At 60.2% G+C, this 14,175-nt stretch carries 13 protein-coding genes; 3 read left to right on the top strand and 10 right to left on the bottom strand.

The genetic code is table 11. The features are described from left to right. Positions 1 to 181 precede the first annotated feature (181 nt). Positions 182 to 3,280, top strand: coding sequence for an FtsX-like permease family protein (locus AC1XDK_RS11975; protein WP_483350129.1), 3,099 nt, complete (start codon positions 182 to 184; stop codon positions 3,278 to 3,280). 88 nt (positions 3,281 to 3,368) lie between these two features. Beyond that, on the top strand, positions 3,369 to 4,034 hold the full coding sequence (locus tag AC1XDK_RS11970) for an ABC transporter ATP-binding protein (RefSeq protein ID WP_483350128.1): 666 nt from the start codon (positions 3,369 to 3,371) through the stop codon (positions 4,032 to 4,034). 60 nt (positions 4,035 to 4,094) lie between these two features. On the opposite strand, the gene AC1XDK_RS11965 is transcribed toward AC1XDK_RS11970, so the two are convergent. From AC1XDK_RS11965 to AC1XDK_RS11955, 3 genes are all read right to left on the bottom strand, one after another. Then, complete coding sequence (locus AC1XDK_RS11965; RefSeq protein ID WP_483350127.1) at positions 4,095 to 5,138, bottom strand: AAA family ATPase; 1,044 nt, start codon at positions 5,136 to 5,138, stop codon at positions 4,095 to 4,097. Between the two features lie 64 nt (positions 5,139 to 5,202). Next, complete coding sequence (locus AC1XDK_RS11960) at positions 5,203 to 6,342, bottom strand: DUF4350 domain-containing protein (RefSeq protein WP_483350126.1); 1,140 nt, start codon at positions 6,340 to 6,342, stop codon at positions 5,203 to 5,205. Between the two features lie 2 nt (positions 6,343 to 6,344). Continuing rightward, positions 6,345 to 6,620 carry a DUF8044 family membrane protein gene (locus AC1XDK_RS11955; RefSeq protein WP_483350125.1) on the bottom strand — a complete coding sequence of 92 codons (276 nt, stop codon included), beginning with the start codon at positions 6,618 to 6,620 and terminating at the stop codon, positions 6,345 to 6,347. A gap of 106 nt (positions 6,621 to 6,726) precedes the next feature. Between AC1XDK_RS11955 and AC1XDK_RS11950 the strand changes: the two genes are divergently transcribed. Continuing rightward, positions 6,727 to 7,281: a metal-dependent hydrolase gene (locus AC1XDK_RS11950; RefSeq protein ID WP_483350124.1), complete on the top strand. Its 555-nt coding sequence runs from the start codon at positions 6,727 to 6,729 to the stop codon at positions 7,279 to 7,281. Positions 7,282 to 7,466: 185 nt separating this feature from the next. Here the strand turns inward: AC1XDK_RS11950 and AC1XDK_RS11945 are convergent, their stop codons facing one another. The 7 genes from AC1XDK_RS11945 to AC1XDK_RS11915 form a co-directional block, all read right to left on the bottom strand. After that, a complete protein-coding gene (locus tag AC1XDK_RS11945) occupies positions 7,467 to 7,982 on the bottom strand; it encodes a hypothetical protein (protein ID WP_483350123.1) in 516 nt (171 codons plus the stop codon). Positions 7,983 to 8,042: 60 nt separating this feature from the next. Continuing rightward, the gene (locus AC1XDK_RS11940) at positions 8,043 to 8,294 is read right to left on the bottom strand and encodes a hypothetical protein (RefSeq protein WP_483350122.1); all 252 of its coding nucleotides are present in this window, start codon (positions 8,292 to 8,294) and stop codon (positions 8,043 to 8,045) included. A gap of 70 nt (positions 8,295 to 8,364) precedes the next feature. Next, entirely contained in the window at positions 8,365 to 9,543 is a 1,179-nt protein-coding gene (locus AC1XDK_RS11935; protein ID WP_483350121.1) for an AGE family epimerase/isomerase, read from the bottom strand. 76 nt (positions 9,544 to 9,619) lie between these two features. Beyond that, positions 9,620 to 10,639 carry an NAD(P)-dependent oxidoreductase gene (locus AC1XDK_RS11930; RefSeq protein WP_483350120.1) on the bottom strand — a complete coding sequence of 340 codons (1,020 nt, stop codon included), beginning with the start codon at positions 10,637 to 10,639 and terminating at the stop codon, positions 9,620 to 9,622. Between the two features lie 15 nt (positions 10,640 to 10,654). Next, complete coding sequence (locus tag AC1XDK_RS11925; RefSeq protein WP_483350119.1) at positions 10,655 to 11,464, bottom strand: sugar phosphate isomerase/epimerase family protein; 810 nt, start codon at positions 11,462 to 11,464, stop codon at positions 10,655 to 10,657. Next, positions 11,461 to 12,819, bottom strand: a complete 1,359-nt coding sequence (locus AC1XDK_RS11920) for a glycerate kinase type-2 family protein (RefSeq protein ID WP_483350118.1) — start codon at positions 12,817 to 12,819, stop codon at positions 11,461 to 11,463. The genes AC1XDK_RS11925 and AC1XDK_RS11920 overlap by 4 nt, the downstream gene beginning before the upstream one ends. Positions 12,820 to 12,840: 21 nt before the next feature. Beyond that, positions 12,841 to 14,175, bottom strand: coding sequence for a glucoamylase (locus AC1XDK_RS11915; RefSeq protein ID WP_483350117.1), 1,335 nt, complete (start codon positions 14,173 to 14,175; stop codon positions 12,841 to 12,843).

Below are 14,175 nucleotides of genomic sequence, written 5' to 3'. Positions count from 1 at the left end.
CTAAACACAAAGAAGATGAGTGCGTTCGGGCGGTGTTTACCCCGTAGTGAGTATAGACCGCTAATGAGGTCTGAAAATTATTGTTGTTTTAAATAAATCCAAGCAGGAAAGGAGAGGGTACGGCTCTTCAGGCGGCTCATACTCTTGATGTTGGTAGTGATACCCCGAATACAGGGTTCAAATGGGGTATCAACGGGGGTTGTGTACGCAGTGGTCACGTCGTGACCGACTGACCATCGTCATCATCGCGGTAGCGACGGCGTTCCTTGTAGGGACGACGATACTGCTGGTCGCGGTAAACACACAAACATCGGCGATTTCATCAGGATTCAACAACTCGATGGCCGTCACGGGCTACAACACACTTGACGAGGCAAATGCGGCGGCGGCCAACGACGATATTGTGCTTCCTGTAGCAGCAGTCAAGCAAAATGGGACATCGCAGTACGTTGTCGGCGTTCCGAAGGATGCCCCAAGGGTTCTCGAAGATATCTCCGTCTCATGGCGGGAGGCACGGTTTCCCCAGCCACCCCCGGACACGGCGCTTGCCGGACCGGTCGATACGCAAACACAACAACGGTTTGTGGGAGCTGAACGAACGAAGACAGTGACAGTTTCACCGGCGTCTACGGAGAAATCCGTCTTCCCACAATCGTGGTACGTCGGTGATCCCACGACGGTTCAGTCGCTGGGAACGACTCGTGCGTATGTTGTCGATACCTCTCCCAGTGACGGCGGCAACGGCATGCAAGCAATGGATCGGGGCGTCGTTACACCGGGTCTGTACAACTACTTCATCGCAGGAATGGGAGGCGTAGTGAACCTATTAGGACTGGCGACCATCGGTGGTGGTGTTCTCGTTCTCGTCGTTGTGTACAACGTTACCCGGATGAGCGTCCGCGACCGGTTAGATGCCATCGAAGTTATCCGCGCCACCGGCGGAACGCCACGGAGCCTCCTCATCCTCTTTGGCGCGCGAGCGGGTCTGCTCACAGGGGTTGGTATCGCATTCGGCTATGCAGTCGGGGTCATCCTTACGAAAGCTGTGGTCATGGGCGCAATCGCTGCTGGACTTCACATTACTCTGTCGCCTTCGGTCACACCAGCGGTTCTCCGTGTCTTGCTACCCGGACTCGCTTGCTTGCTATGTGCTGGTATCAGTGCAGGCGTACTGGCCGTTCGACCTGCGACGATTACGCCGCCATCTCTTCTTCAACAGACGTATAGACAGAATGGAAAAACGACTGGAACACACTGGTCGAAAGTCGTTGAACGACTGCCTTCGATTGTGGAACCGACCGTCCTCAGATGGCGAGCCGTCGTTCCAGCGGCGACAATACTGACCCTTTTCGTTCTTATTGTCCTCCTCGTCGGGTCGTTGGTTGGCGTCCTGGCCCCAATCGCGACCACGTCTGGCGGAACGGTAACCGAACCAGGCGCACCGTATCCGATGGCGAGTAGAATCGATGCAGGATACGCCGACCTGCTTCGCAACCAAGGCGTAGAAGCCAGCCCGGAAATCATCGTCGTTCAGCTCCGGGACGGGCAGCCGTATCTCGCCAGAGGAGCGAACTGGAGTTCGTTCTCAGCGGTATCCAACGCGTCGCTCGTGGAGGGACATGCGCCGCAGACCAAATACGATGCTGTTATCGGCCGCGACCTCGCTCGGACACTGAACGTCGACGTCGGCGATAACCTTACACTCGGCGGTGCCTCCTCGCCTGCCTTTACTCGCGTTAGGGTTACCGGCATGTATACTGCCGAGGGAATTGAGGACGACCAACTCATCGTTCCCCTTCCGACCGCACACGATCTCTCGACAGAACCGGGAACTGTTCATTTCATCCGAACGTCCGGAGGTGCAGAGCGCCTCTCACGGTCAGAATCGAAGACACGGGATATCATCATTACGAGTGTCTCAGCCCCGGATGCCGTGGTCCACGAATCGCAATTAACGATTCGGGTGTCTATCCGAAACCTTCGGTCTGAAGAACGAAAACGGCGGGTAACTGCGAGGCTCGGATCCGCCTCGGAATCCCGTACGGTCACACTTTCGGGTGGCGAACGTCGGACAATAACGATGAAAATGTCTCCGTCGTCGCTCGGAGACGAGACGCTTCGTGTCGGGTCCTATACACAGTCGGTTGGCGTGTATCGCCACGCGCCACTTCGGGTGCCGAAATTGCCCTCACAAGCACCGCCAGGCGAAACGATGGCCATACCTGTTCGTACAGTTAACGGTGCGAACGTCTCGGGAGCGACTGTCCGCGTGGGGAACCAAACAGCTCACACGAACGATGGAGGTGTCGCGATCGTTCGCCTCCCGAGTGATGAGGGTACCTACAACCTGACCGTGCGGAAGGGGGATCGAACGAACACATCGACAATACACGTCATGTCAGGTGCAACGCGATCACTCATTGGAGCTGTCCGCGTGTCACCAGACAATGTGAGTGCCTCCTCCCGGCCGACCACGAAACTCGTCGTATTCAACCCATGGCAAACCTCGATTACTCGAACGCTTTCACTCGTCACACCGACGGGGACGAGAGAAAAAACGGTCTCTCTTGGACCGTACGAATCGGCAGTTACAACGACGGAGTTAGGAAAAACGACAAAGTCCGGATCCGACCAACTAGTATCGGGTGAATATTCGGTTCGGTTGGTGTCTCGGGGGGAGACGATTGCAACGGACTCGTTTACTGTCCATGGAGACGACCGGGCGTTCTCCACACTCGCTCGGAATACCCAGTACGCCAGTGGAAGCGGACTTGGGCAGGCAGTTCGTGGCGTGTTCGGCAACTTCAACCTCCTCCTCTTAGTCATGGTAATCCTCGCTGGACTGGCGGCAGTCGGTGGAACGACGGCGACGTTCGCTCAAGCAGTCCACGCGCGACGCCGCGCTGTTGGTGTGTATCGGGCCACCGGCGCGACACGAGCACAATTGGTTCGACTCCTCCTCGCCGACGCCTGCCGGCTTTCGATTCCAGCCATCATCCTCGCACTGGCCGGTGCGCTGGTAACGATACATCTCCTTGCCATCACCGAGTTATTCACCGTCTTTGGAATCCGGCTTTCAACGCAGATTTCACTCCCGATACTGCTCCTCACGGTAGGGAGTGCGCTCGTGTTGATGGGTCTGAGCGTCTTCATCGCGGCCCTTCCCTACCTTCTTGCTCAGCCGACGGCGGTTCAACGGGGAACGACATCGAACGGTACAGTCACCGATACTGGGGCGGATCCAGGCCCCGGTCATGAGACAGAATCATATGCCGACTAGGATATACGATCGAAACCAGCATCACCGGGAAACAGTCACCAAACCGGAAGAGACTAGACTCAACCAATTGTACCAAGGGTCAAGAGCAATGACCGAAACCGTACTGGAAGCGAACGCCGTCCGCGTTGTCCGGGGTGGAGAGGACGTTATCGAAAACGCCTCCCTTTCAATACCGACAGACGCACAACTCCTCGTACAGGGACCGAGCGGTGCGGGAAAGACGACGCTGTTCAACGTACTCGGTCTGCTCGATACCCCGACTAGTGGGACCGTTACGATTCGGGGGGAAGATACCGCCTCGCTTTCCGAGCGAAAACGGGCTAAACTACGGCGGGAAACACTGGGGTTTATTTTTCAGGATTTCCAACTCATCGGAGATTTGACCGCGTGGGAGAATGCTGCGCTCCCACAGGACCACACGGGAGATCGGGACGAGGAGTGGCTCGAAACACTGTTCGAACGGTTGGAGATAACCGACCGAGCCGACCAGTACCCGGCGACGCTTTCGGGTGGGGAAAAACAGCGCGTCGCTATCGCCCGTGCACTGGCGAACCGGCCCGCAATCGTGCTGGCGGACGAACCGACTGGCCAACTCGACCCCGATACGACAGAGCAGGTCCTCGATTTGCTGTTTAGATTGCAGGAAACGGCGGATACCGCGCTCGTTGTCATCAGTCACGACATGCAGTTGACACCGCGTTTCGACACTGTGGTTCAACTGGAAGACGGGACAATACACGCAGATGTAGCCTAAGTGACGAGTAGACAGGGTTCAGACCGGCTGCGGTTTGCTGTTTTCGCTACAGAATCGCGTTCAGTCGTCGTTCGGCGGTTCCGGGTGCTCGGCGTCGGCGGAGTCAATATTCGAATACTCAGAATCGGAAGTGGCGACCACATCGTCGATGTCCTCGTCGTTTGTACCGTTCGGCGGCGTCACCGTATCCAAGAGGTCATTTATGATTTCAACAGTCGAACGGTCGCTCAGTTCGGCTTCCGTACTCAACACAAGACGGTGACGCATCACGGGCACCGCCAGCGCCTTCACGTCGTCGGGAATCACATAGTCGCGCCCATGAATCGCCGCCCGCGCTTTCGCGGTATGGAGCAGCGCGAGCGTCGCACGAGGTGATCCACCGTGGGCGAGGTCCGAGTGTTCTCGGGAGGCGCTCACGAGCGACTGGATATAGGATCTAACCGACTCGGCAACGTGAATGGTTCGCACTGCCTCACGTGCGTTGAGGATGTCATCAAGGGAGACGACCTGTGAGAGGTCTTCGGCATCGAGGTCGGGCGTCTCGTTGAATCGGTCGATGAGTTGCAGTTCGTTTTCATCTGACGGGAGTTCAACCACGAGTTTGCACTGGAATCGGTCGCGTTGTGCCTCGGGCAGTTCGTACGTCCCGTCCATCTCGATAGGGTTCTGGGTAGCAATGACCATAAACGGTGATGGCAACAGAAGGGTGTCGCCCTCTATCGTCACAGTTCGTTCTTGCATCCCTTCGAGGAGAGCACTTTGTGTCTTTGGCGTCGCGCGGTTGATCTCGTCAGCGACGAGCAAGTTCGTGAATATCGGCCCACGCTGGAGTTGGAACTCCCCGGTCCCTTCCCGGTAGACGTGGGTCCCCGTGATGTCGGCCGGAAGTAGGTCGGGGGTCATTTGAACGCGCGCGAAATCCAATCCCGTTGCGTGCGCAAACGCGTTCGCAATCGTCGTTTTCGCCACGCCTGGGACACCTTCAAGAAGGATGTGTCCGCGAGTGAGTAGTGAGACGGTAACTCCCTCCACGACGTCATCGTTACCAATGAGGACTTCGTTCATCTCCTCGGACAGGGCAGCATAGACAGCCTCGGGGTCCATCGTTGTCAAGTCTTTCGAAGCAGAGCAGATAAATCAACGGGTTCGTTGAGCGAAATAGATGTCGTTACTCCGAGCGGTCGTTACGATGGGCTGCAACGACACGCCGGATGCGGTTGGATTCCCAGTTGGGGTGTCGCTCACGGACGTAGGCGACCATCGCCGATTCTGACATCTCCGGGGAAAGTGAGTCTGGGTGACCTGTCGCGTTCCCCTCCGACAGCTCCATCGGTTCGCTCGATTCACCGTTCCGCCAGTCTCTCGGTCGACCGTTGAGACGGGACCGAACAGAAGACAGAAGACGATGGGTAGACTCGGGTCGCTGTGCCCAGACGAACACGAGCGCAAGACAGCCTCCACCGACGAGGAATTGCAACAACGATGACTCCCGAAGCACCAAAACGGCGAGCGCAAGCGGAGGGAGGCGCGACGTATGCGAATAATCGAGCAGAACGGTCTGATTGTCGCCGATGACATTCCGGACGAATGCTCGATTACCCGGGCGTTCGAGCATCGTGTTGATCATTGCGCTGGAGTCCCCGACGACTATCACTTGCCCGTCACCGAGTTGTTCCACAGTAGCGACGGGTCTCGACGAAATCGTCTCGTTGTCATCCAGTTTTTCATTGCGATTCACATCGAAATAGGCGAACCCGGACGTATTGACGAGGACGGTTGCATTATTCGGTTGGACAGCTGTTCCGTGATTGAGCGTGAGCGCCGACACGTTCGCCACGAGTGAATGGTTTGAAACGTTTCCGGCAACGGGCAGGGCCGGCGATCGATACTGCCGTCTTTCGTCACGAATCGGGCGACCATCGAGTCGTGCATCAGTGCTGAGTGCCGAAAGCAATCGGTTTGTTCCTGGACCGTAATCGCCCGCGACGAGGAGCGTTCCCCCTTGTTCAACGAACTGGCTGATCCGAGCTCGGTCAGTTTCTGAGTAGTTCCCTTCCGGTGAGAGAACGAATGCAACGGTATCGTTGGGTGTGACACTGGAGTAGGCAGCGGTATCGTGCCCAATTTGTGGCTCCGCACCGGCGGCCGTTGCGACATCACGAAGCTCGCTCGTCCCGTCCCACGCGCCATTGTACGCGCCAAAGGAGGCGGCCGATGTCGAAGAAGCAATGAGCAGCCCTCCGACGACGAGTAAGAGGAGTACGCCGAAGACAAGCGTTGGCACCGAGTACTCGGTGGGGCGTTTCACGGTTAGAAGACCCCCGGAGGGAGAATCGATAGGATTCTGCGAACGACGATGATACCGAAGACAAGCAATCCAAGTGCGATGAACCACTTTAGTCGTCGTCGCCACCGCGGTGTTACGTTGAACGGTGCAGTGAGTTCAATGATGACGAGCAGGACAATGAGACAAAGCACGAAGAACAACTCGAGTGAAAGGGAACCAAGTGCCGCCAATGCGACGAGGGAAGCGAGCATCCAGGCAAGTTGCGCGTGGATGAATCGTTGACGACGTTGCGTAGACATCTGCAATTAACTACAGACACCGGACTTACCAAAGTATCGGTCCTCGACATCCGGTCCGATTTCAAAAGCCAAAATACCTACCACCGTGTTCGAGAAAGGTGTAAGTATGTGGCCTTGGGGACACCTCGCTGTTGGCTATCTCTGCTATTCGCTATGGTCTCGGTACAAAAAACGACCTGTGTCAGCCCTCGGTGCTGTGACTGTCGCTTTTGGCACACAGTTTCCGGACCTGATAGACAAACCGCTCGCGTGGACGTTCGGCGTACTTCCCTCTGGACGCTCCCTGACCCATTCGGTGTTCACCGCCGGATTCTTACTCGCCCTCCTCTGGGTCGGCGCGCGGCGATACGACAAACGACTCCCGTTGGGGGCGTTTGCAATTGGCTACCTGAGCCATCTCGCTATGGACCTCCCAATCACACACTGGGAATGGGCGGGGACGAGTTTTCTCGTTTGGCCAATCCTTCCGTCACCAGAGTATGAAACATCCATGAGTTTCCTCGCTCACTTCGCCAACTTTGAACTGGCTCCATTTGTCCTCCTCCAGTTTGCCCTCGCTGGACTTGCGTTCGTCGTCTGGCTCAAAGACGGTGCACCGGGATTGGACGAGGTTCGCAATCTGTGGCCGACAAGGAACAAAGACCACGTCGGTGAAAGGTGACATCCTCCCCGCGCTAACGCACGGGTTTTAGCGCCTGCATTAAAGAAAACCGAAGCGTACGGCGAATACCTCCTCAGCCGCGTTGTGTCGGTACGTCGATGCCGTCGGGAAGGTGGTCCTGTAGGACAGCGATCGCGGTCGCGGAAAATCAAGGAGAAAGCCTCGCACTTTAGGGCGGGGGGATGTCAATTCTCTTTTGTCCCCGTATCCGATTCATCCGACGTAGCAGCCTCGTATACCGTCTTGCGGTCGTCGAAGTAAGTCGGTGCATCATGGTCAGCCTCGAACTGGACGACGCGCTCCATTGCCTCCCGCCCGTCGTCAACGTCGGTGTGGAGTTCCTCTGCAAGGTCGGAATATTGGTCTGCCAACTTACGGAAGGCAACCATCCGTGCCCGTTTGGCTTCGATGACCGCCCGCGTCTCCGCGATATCATCCTCCAATTCCGTCACCGCCGCGGCGTCAGCTTCGACTGCTTCCGAGGCAGTTCCACCCTCCACTTCCGGGTCGTCCGCATCGTCTGTCCCCGAATCGTTCTCTTCGAGACGAGACCGTACTGCCGCGATACCGTCGTCCACTTCTTCCAACAGCTCGTCAGCCTCCGACGCCATGGTCTCGACGTGTCCGGAGAGGAGGCCCGCCTGCGTTTCACAGTACTCGGCGAACTCGTCGATAGAAAGGGAAACCTCGTCGTCATCCATGCTCAATGATTGGGACGTTCAATAGAAATCGTTTGGGACCGGCGTTGCACGACTGCTCGACTACTGTTGGACCCGGTCGACGCCTTTCTGGCTTTGTTCTTTGACTTTCTGACTCTGTTCTCTCACTTGGTCGATTCGTGACCGGGCAGATACCCGCGTTTCCCCGACCATCGCACCGATCAACGCACCGATTGCACCGCCGGTGCTCGCGGCGTTTCGACTGATGAATCCACCGATTGCACCGCCAATGGCGGCACCGATGGCTGCGTGACGGGCACGACTCAATGCGCGTGTAAGACGAATGGAACGCATACACACCTACTAGTCACCAAGAGTGATAAATCCACTCGCGAACTGACAGGAGAAGCAGCGTTAAACCAATTCAAAAATCATTCATCGCAACGTATGCGTTGCTGATGGGATGGTAGCCCGGTTCGACCGCCGTCCCGCGGTTCGGGTCATCGCGGTCGTTGGTCCGGCACAGTCGCTCGAACCAGTTTCCGTGTCGCGGGTTGATGAAGTTCGATTCCGCATACTCCCACAGTCGGTCGTACCAGTCCAGATACGCCTCGTCGTCCCGCCCGAGGAGCGCCGCCGCGCCGATGCCCTCAGTTATCGCCCAGCCGTATTTGTCCGCAACGACGGGCGCGCCGTCCTCGTCCACGGTGTAGTAAAAGCCGCCGTACTCTTCATCCCATCCGGTTTCGACCGCCCAGTCGAACAGGTCACGGGCGGCGGGTTCGAGCCACGAGTCGTCGCGGTACTCGGCGAGGAGCGAGAGGAGTTTCGACCACTCCAGATGGTGCCCCGGTTGGTAGCCCCACGGACGGAACTGGTGGTTCGGTTGGTCCTCGTTGTACTCCATGTCGTGGGTCCAATCGGAGTCGTAATGCTCCCAAAGTCGCCCGTCCGTTTCCGCCGCGAGGTCTCGGGCGATGCGTTCGGCGATACCGTACGCTCGGTCGAGGTAGCGGTCGTCCCCCGTCACGTCGTGTGCGACGAACATTGCCTCGCAGGTATGCATGTTCGCGTTTAGGCCGCGGTACGGGGCAACCGCCTCCCACGCGCCGTCAGCACGGTCGGCGTACACCCCGTGGTCCGGTTCCCAGAAGTGTCGGTCGAGGACTTCGACGGCGCGTTCGAGTTCCGCTTCCGCACTCGGAATCCCAGCTTCGAGTGCTCGGGCGCTCGCGAGGACAACAAACGCGTGGCCGTAACAGTATCGTGTGTCGTCTGCGGTGTCCCGACCGTCAAGTATCCAATCGTAGCCGCCGTTCTCGGCGTCCCACTGGTGGTCCGAGAGGAACGATAGGCCGTGTTCGGCGGCCGTCCGGCACCAGACGGGGCCGTCGATGAGCGCGCCGACGCTGAAGTTGTGGACGGCCCGCGCGGTGGCGACGAGGTGTTTCGTCCGGGCGTCGTAGACGAAGCCGTCGCGTTCGTCCAATTGAGCGACGTAACCGCCGTAGCGGGTGTCGATGCAATCTGGATAGTAGAAGTTCAGGACGCGGAGTATCTCGCGTCGGAGCAATCGCGGGTCGCGATAGTTCAGTGTGGTCATGGGTCGTGATTTCGTTGGATGTACTGAAAGGATTCGGGTTCGTTCGGAGGACGGTACAGCATCGGATGGAGGGCGGTCACTGTGAACCGAAATGGGCGACGAGGTGTTCGGCCCATCGCTCGTTCGCGTCCCGCGTCCGGCCCGCGATGTGCGGGGTGTGGACGACGTTGTGACGCCCGAGGAGCGGGTCGTCAAGGGGGAGCGGTTCTTCGTCCCACACGTCCGCGGCGAGGACGATTTCGTCGGCGAGCACCCGCTCCCGAACGGCGTCCATGTCGCAGATTCCGGCCCGCGTGACGAGGACGAGTATCGACCCCTCCGGGAGCGCGCCGATGTGGTCGGCCGTCACGACGCCCTCTGTCGCGGGGGTCAATGGAATCGTCGGGGCGAAGACCTCGGCGTCGCTCACGAGTTCCTCCATGCTGTACACCTGCCGTGACCCCGTGCTGTGGAAACACGGTTCGTCGGCGAACGGGTCGTAGGCCGCCACGTCGGCACCGAGATGGTTCGCCGTCGCGGCGTAGCGACTGCCGATGTTGCCGATTCCGGCGACGCGAACGCGCTTCCGTGCGATGGTTCCGCTCACGAAGTTCGGGTCGTCCGCGAACTGGTGGCCGCGCGCGCCGGGCACCTCATTGTCCAGTTGGTCGAGGTCCCACGGGTCGTGCGACTCGGTCATGGCGGCGTGTTTCCGCGAAATCTGACGAAGCGCGTCGATGGTCAGTCCAATACCGAACTCGGACACCGACTCGCTCCAGAACCCCTCGTTCGTGTGGTCGTGGACCGTCACGCCGCGGTCGCGGAGATAGTCGGCTAACTCCTCGTCCACGCCGTACATGGAGTCGGTCATCACGAACGCTTCCGTCAGGTTCGTGAACTCTTGCAGGTCGGAGACGGAAGCGTGGACGCCGAGCGAGACGAGTTCCTCGACGGATTCGGGCGAGGAAACGGCCTTTCTCAGGCTCGTCTCCCTTGTATCGGGCAGCCGAACGAACTCGACGGGCGTGCCGTCTTCGGTCCAGAGTCGGTGCAAGTGGTCCGCAGCGAGCGGCCACACGTCCTCGAACAGCGGGTCTACGACGATTGTGCGTGTCATGGTGAATATCAAATATCAGTCGGTCGATTCGAACAGGTACTGCATGGTGTCGAGTACGTCGGGCGGCATCCGGTGGGGTTCGGTGTTGTATGCCGGGATTTCGGCGGAAATCCACCCGTCGTAGCCGACGTCGGAAAGCGCCGCGACGACGCTGTCCCAGTCGATGTCCCCCTGAAGCGGATACGTCGGTCGGTGAGCGTCCGTCAGCCAGTCCTTGACGTGGACCTTCGAAATCCGGTCGCCGAGTTCCCGAATCCAGCGGTCGGGCAGGCCCCAGCGGAAGCCGTTGCCCACATCGAAATAGGCGGAAACCGACCCTGCCGACTCGACGGCGTCAAGAAATTCGACGAACTCGCGCGGCGAGTACAAAAAGTCGTTCTGGACGTTCTCGATACTGACGCCGACGTCGGCGTCCGCCGCGTAGCCCGCGATTTCGCGCACCGATTCGACCGCACGGTCGTAATCGGCGTCATAGTCTGCGCCGGGAGCGATGAGTGCCGGGACGATGAGTATCTCCTCGGCGTCGAGCGTCGCCGCTGCGTCCACCATTTCCCGTGCGACGTCGATACCTTGCCGTCGTTTCTCCTTGTCGGCGCTCGACAGCGGATACTCCCAGTGGAGCGTGGTCGAAACGGCGGGAACGTCGAGGTCGTGTTCGATAGTGGCCCGCCGAACCCGCTCGCGTCCGTCCGGCGTCGTCAGCAGGCCGTCGGCTTGGTAGTTCGGTTCGACGCCGTCGTATCCGGCGTCGGCGAGGATTTCGCACGTCGTTTCGATATCCGACGTCGGAAATCCGGCTTGATTGAGTCCAAATCTGTGATTCATGTACTTGTAGATTCATCAATCGCTGGGTCATCCCCATCCGCCTGCCCGACAACGATAGCGCGCAAATCGTTGACGTTGGTGCCCGTCTCGCCGGTTTCGATGAGCGCATTCCGGTCGTCGAGGAAGGGATACACATCGTGGTTTCGCAACGCTGTGCGTGCGGCCGCTTGCTGCTCGGGCGAAACCGTCTCGTGATCCACGAGTGCGCCCGCGGCGTCCGTGCTGCCGTCCAAACCGTCGGTGTCGATGCTTGCCACAACGATTCCGGGACGATCTATCTCCTGCGTCGCGGCGAGGGCGAACTCCTGATTCGGCCCACCGACCCCGTCACCGTCGACGGTAACGGTCGTCTCTCCCCCCGAGAGGAGAACCGCGGGCGGGTCGAGCGGGTTGCCGGTCGCGAGACATTCGACGGCGATTGCGGCGTGGGTGCGGCCGACGTCCGACGCCTCGCCGCCGATGCGGGACGACAGGACGAGCGGCGTATAGCCGTGTTCGCGTGCGTGGTCCGCTGCCGCGTCGAGCGCGGTCCAGTTGTCCGCGATGACGTGGTTCGTTACGCGAGCGAACGCGTCGTCTTCGTCGGGTCCGGCGGCGGTCGTTTCCCGCCCGCCGAGCGCCGCTTCGATGTCTTCGGGAACGTCATCGAGGAAATCGTGGAGAATAGCGCGGGCGTCTTCGGGCGTCGCTTGGCCGGGATACGTCGGGCCGCTGGCGACCACCGACGGGTCGTCGCCGATGACGTCGCTCACCACCAACCCGACGAGGCGAGCGGGGGCGGCGGCGCGGGCGAGGCCGCCGTCCTTTACGCTCGACAGCGCGCGACGGACGGTGTTGATGTCGTGGATGTCGGCACCGGAACGGAGCAAACCGTCCGTGACCGTCCGAAACGAGTCGAGCGAGATACCGTCGGCGGGGGCCGAGAGGAGCGCGCTGCCGCCGCCCGAAATCGGCGCGAGGACGAGCGTCCCCTCGTCGGCGTCGCGGGCGGCGTCGAGGATGTCCCTCGTCGCGTCCCGGTTGCGTTCGGTCGGCAGCGGATGGTCGCCGGGTCGAACCTCGATTCGCGTCGTTTCGGCGGGCGTGTCCGTCACGACGATGCCGTCGGTCAGGTGCTCGCCGAGGACGGATTCGAGGCTGACCGCCATCTCCCCGGCGGCGTTCCCCCCGCCGAGGACGACGACCCGCGAAAAATCGTCGAGATCGAACGTCTCGTCTGCGACGGTGAGCATCGACCCGTCACGGGAGAGGGTTCGGCGGACGACTTCCCGTGGCTGTGCGGCGTCGATACCCGCATTCAGGCAGTCGAGCGCGACGGTTCTCGGCGACAGTCGGTGAGTGTGGTCGTGAGTCATCGGTTTCCACTTTGGGGTTTCTTACCCTTCGTTCGCGTCCCGTGTTAACAGTGCGGTTAGATACTCGGCGTGGCACCACGCGAGCGGCATGGCGAACCGAACAACGTCGCGGTCCTTCGTCTGCGCTTCGAGGTCACGGTAGGCTTCCTGCATATGGCCCAGTTCCTCTGCGACGAAGTCGAAGGACACGTCGCGTAGGACGTCCTCGTCGAACTCCTTTTCGAAGTCCAGTCCCGTATCCCACTCGTTCTCCATGAACGCCTCGAACCGCCGTCGCGTCGTGAGGTGTTCGGGGATGTGACCCTCCTCGTTGGCGTGGCGTACGATCGTTTCGAGGACGTCGTTACCGCGGTCGGTTTCGCCGTTCGCGAACCGGTACTGGGCGTGCCACGCGGTGTACTGCAACCACGGCCCGTTGCCGCCGTGTTGATGCACGTCGAAATCGCGGTAGAATCCCATGAATCGCTGGATGCCGCCGATTTCGGGGTCCTCGAGCGCCGTCGCGCTCCTGTTTGCCGCCTCGTGAAGCGACTCCCCGAAGAGGCCGCCGAGGCCGAAGTAGAAGGGAGCGAACAGCGTCACGTCGGGTCGCGTGTCGAGTTCGCCGGACGGCGCGTACCGCCGTGGGACCTGTGCCGGACTCGTGAACGCGCGTTTCACGCCGCCTTCGAGGTGCGACCGGAACGTGGAGACGCGCCGTTCGACGGCCTCGGACTCCTCGGGGAGGAGCGAGAGCGCCCGTTCGATGTCACGGAGGGCGGACACGAAAACGCAGTTGACCCACAGGGTGTAGCCGGATTCGATGCGACCCTCGTGGATGCTCGTGGTGCTCTCGACGAGATGGGCGTTCGGGTCGAACAGGTCGTCGCGGACGTGCGAGACGGCACGGTCCGCCGCCTCAATGACGCCCTCGCGGAACGATGCGTCGGTCGTTTCGAGCGCGTCGGTCGCATCGAGGGCGAACACGGCGTTGGCGAGGATTTGGAGGCCGTGTCCGACGTTGTCCTCCTGCTTGTAGATGCCGCGGTCGGTGCCGTCGAGCGCGTATCGCTGTCGCCACCGCCCGTCTTCTTCCTGTGCGACGAGGAAGAACCGGGCAGCGTCGAAGATGTGTTTTCGGCACTGGTCGGGGCGGACGCCCGTTTCGACGGCGTGAAGCCACGCCTTCGTGATACAAGCGATGTCCCGTGGATAGGCATAGGGATAGCGGTCGTCCGGGTCGCTCGCGAGCGGGACCGACCCGTCGCACTCCGCTGGATAGACGAGGTCTTCGAGGACGTCGAGGTGGAACGTCGGGTCGTCGAGGGCGGTCGTCGGTGCGTCGTGAATCGAGTCGTTAGTCATGTTATGTGACAT

This window comes from Haladaptatus sp. HS23 (genome assembly GCF_056892285.1).
This window is presented reverse-complemented; position numbering and strand designations above follow the sequence as displayed.

Coding starts and splice junctions, on each gene's coding strand:
- AC1XDK_RS11975 (WP_483350129.1), top strand. CDS start 182: ATGGGGTATCAACGGGGGTTGTGTACGCAGTGGTCACGTCGTGACCGA.
- AC1XDK_RS11970 (WP_483350128.1), top strand. CDS start 3,369: ATGACCGAAACCGTACTGGAAGCGAACGCCGTCCGCGTTGTCCGGGGT.
- AC1XDK_RS11965 (WP_483350127.1), bottom strand. CDS start 5,138: ATGGACCCCGAGGCTGTCTATGCTGCCCTGTCCGAGGAGATGAACGAA.
- AC1XDK_RS11955 (WP_483350125.1), bottom strand. CDS start 6,620: ATGTCTACGCAACGTCGTCAACGATTCATCCACGCGCAACTTGCCTGG.
- AC1XDK_RS11950 (WP_483350124.1), top strand. CDS start 6,727: ATGTGGCCTTGGGGACACCTCGCTGTTGGCTATCTCTGCTATTCGCTA.
- AC1XDK_RS11945 (WP_483350123.1), bottom strand. CDS start 7,982: ATGGATGACGACGAGGTTTCCCTTTCTATCGACGAGTTCGCCGAGTAC.
- AC1XDK_RS11940 (WP_483350122.1), bottom strand. CDS start 8,294: ATGCGTTCCATTCGTCTTACACGCGCATTGAGTCGTGCCCGTCACGCA.
- AC1XDK_RS11935 (WP_483350121.1), bottom strand. CDS start 9,543: ATGACCACACTGAACTATCGCGACCCGCGATTGCTCCGACGCGAGATA.
- AC1XDK_RS11930 (WP_483350120.1), bottom strand. CDS start 10,639: ATGACACGCACAATCGTCGTAGACCCGCTGTTCGAGGACGTGTGGCCG.
- AC1XDK_RS11925 (WP_483350119.1), bottom strand. CDS start 11,464: ATGAATCACAGATTTGGACTCAATCAAGCCGGATTTCCGACGTCGGAT.
- AC1XDK_RS11920 (WP_483350118.1), bottom strand. CDS start 12,819: ATGACTCACGACCACACTCACCGACTGTCGCCGAGAACCGTCGCGCTC.
- AC1XDK_RS11915 (WP_483350117.1), bottom strand. CDS start 14,175: ATGTCACATAACATGACTAACGACTCGATTCACGACGCACCGACGACC.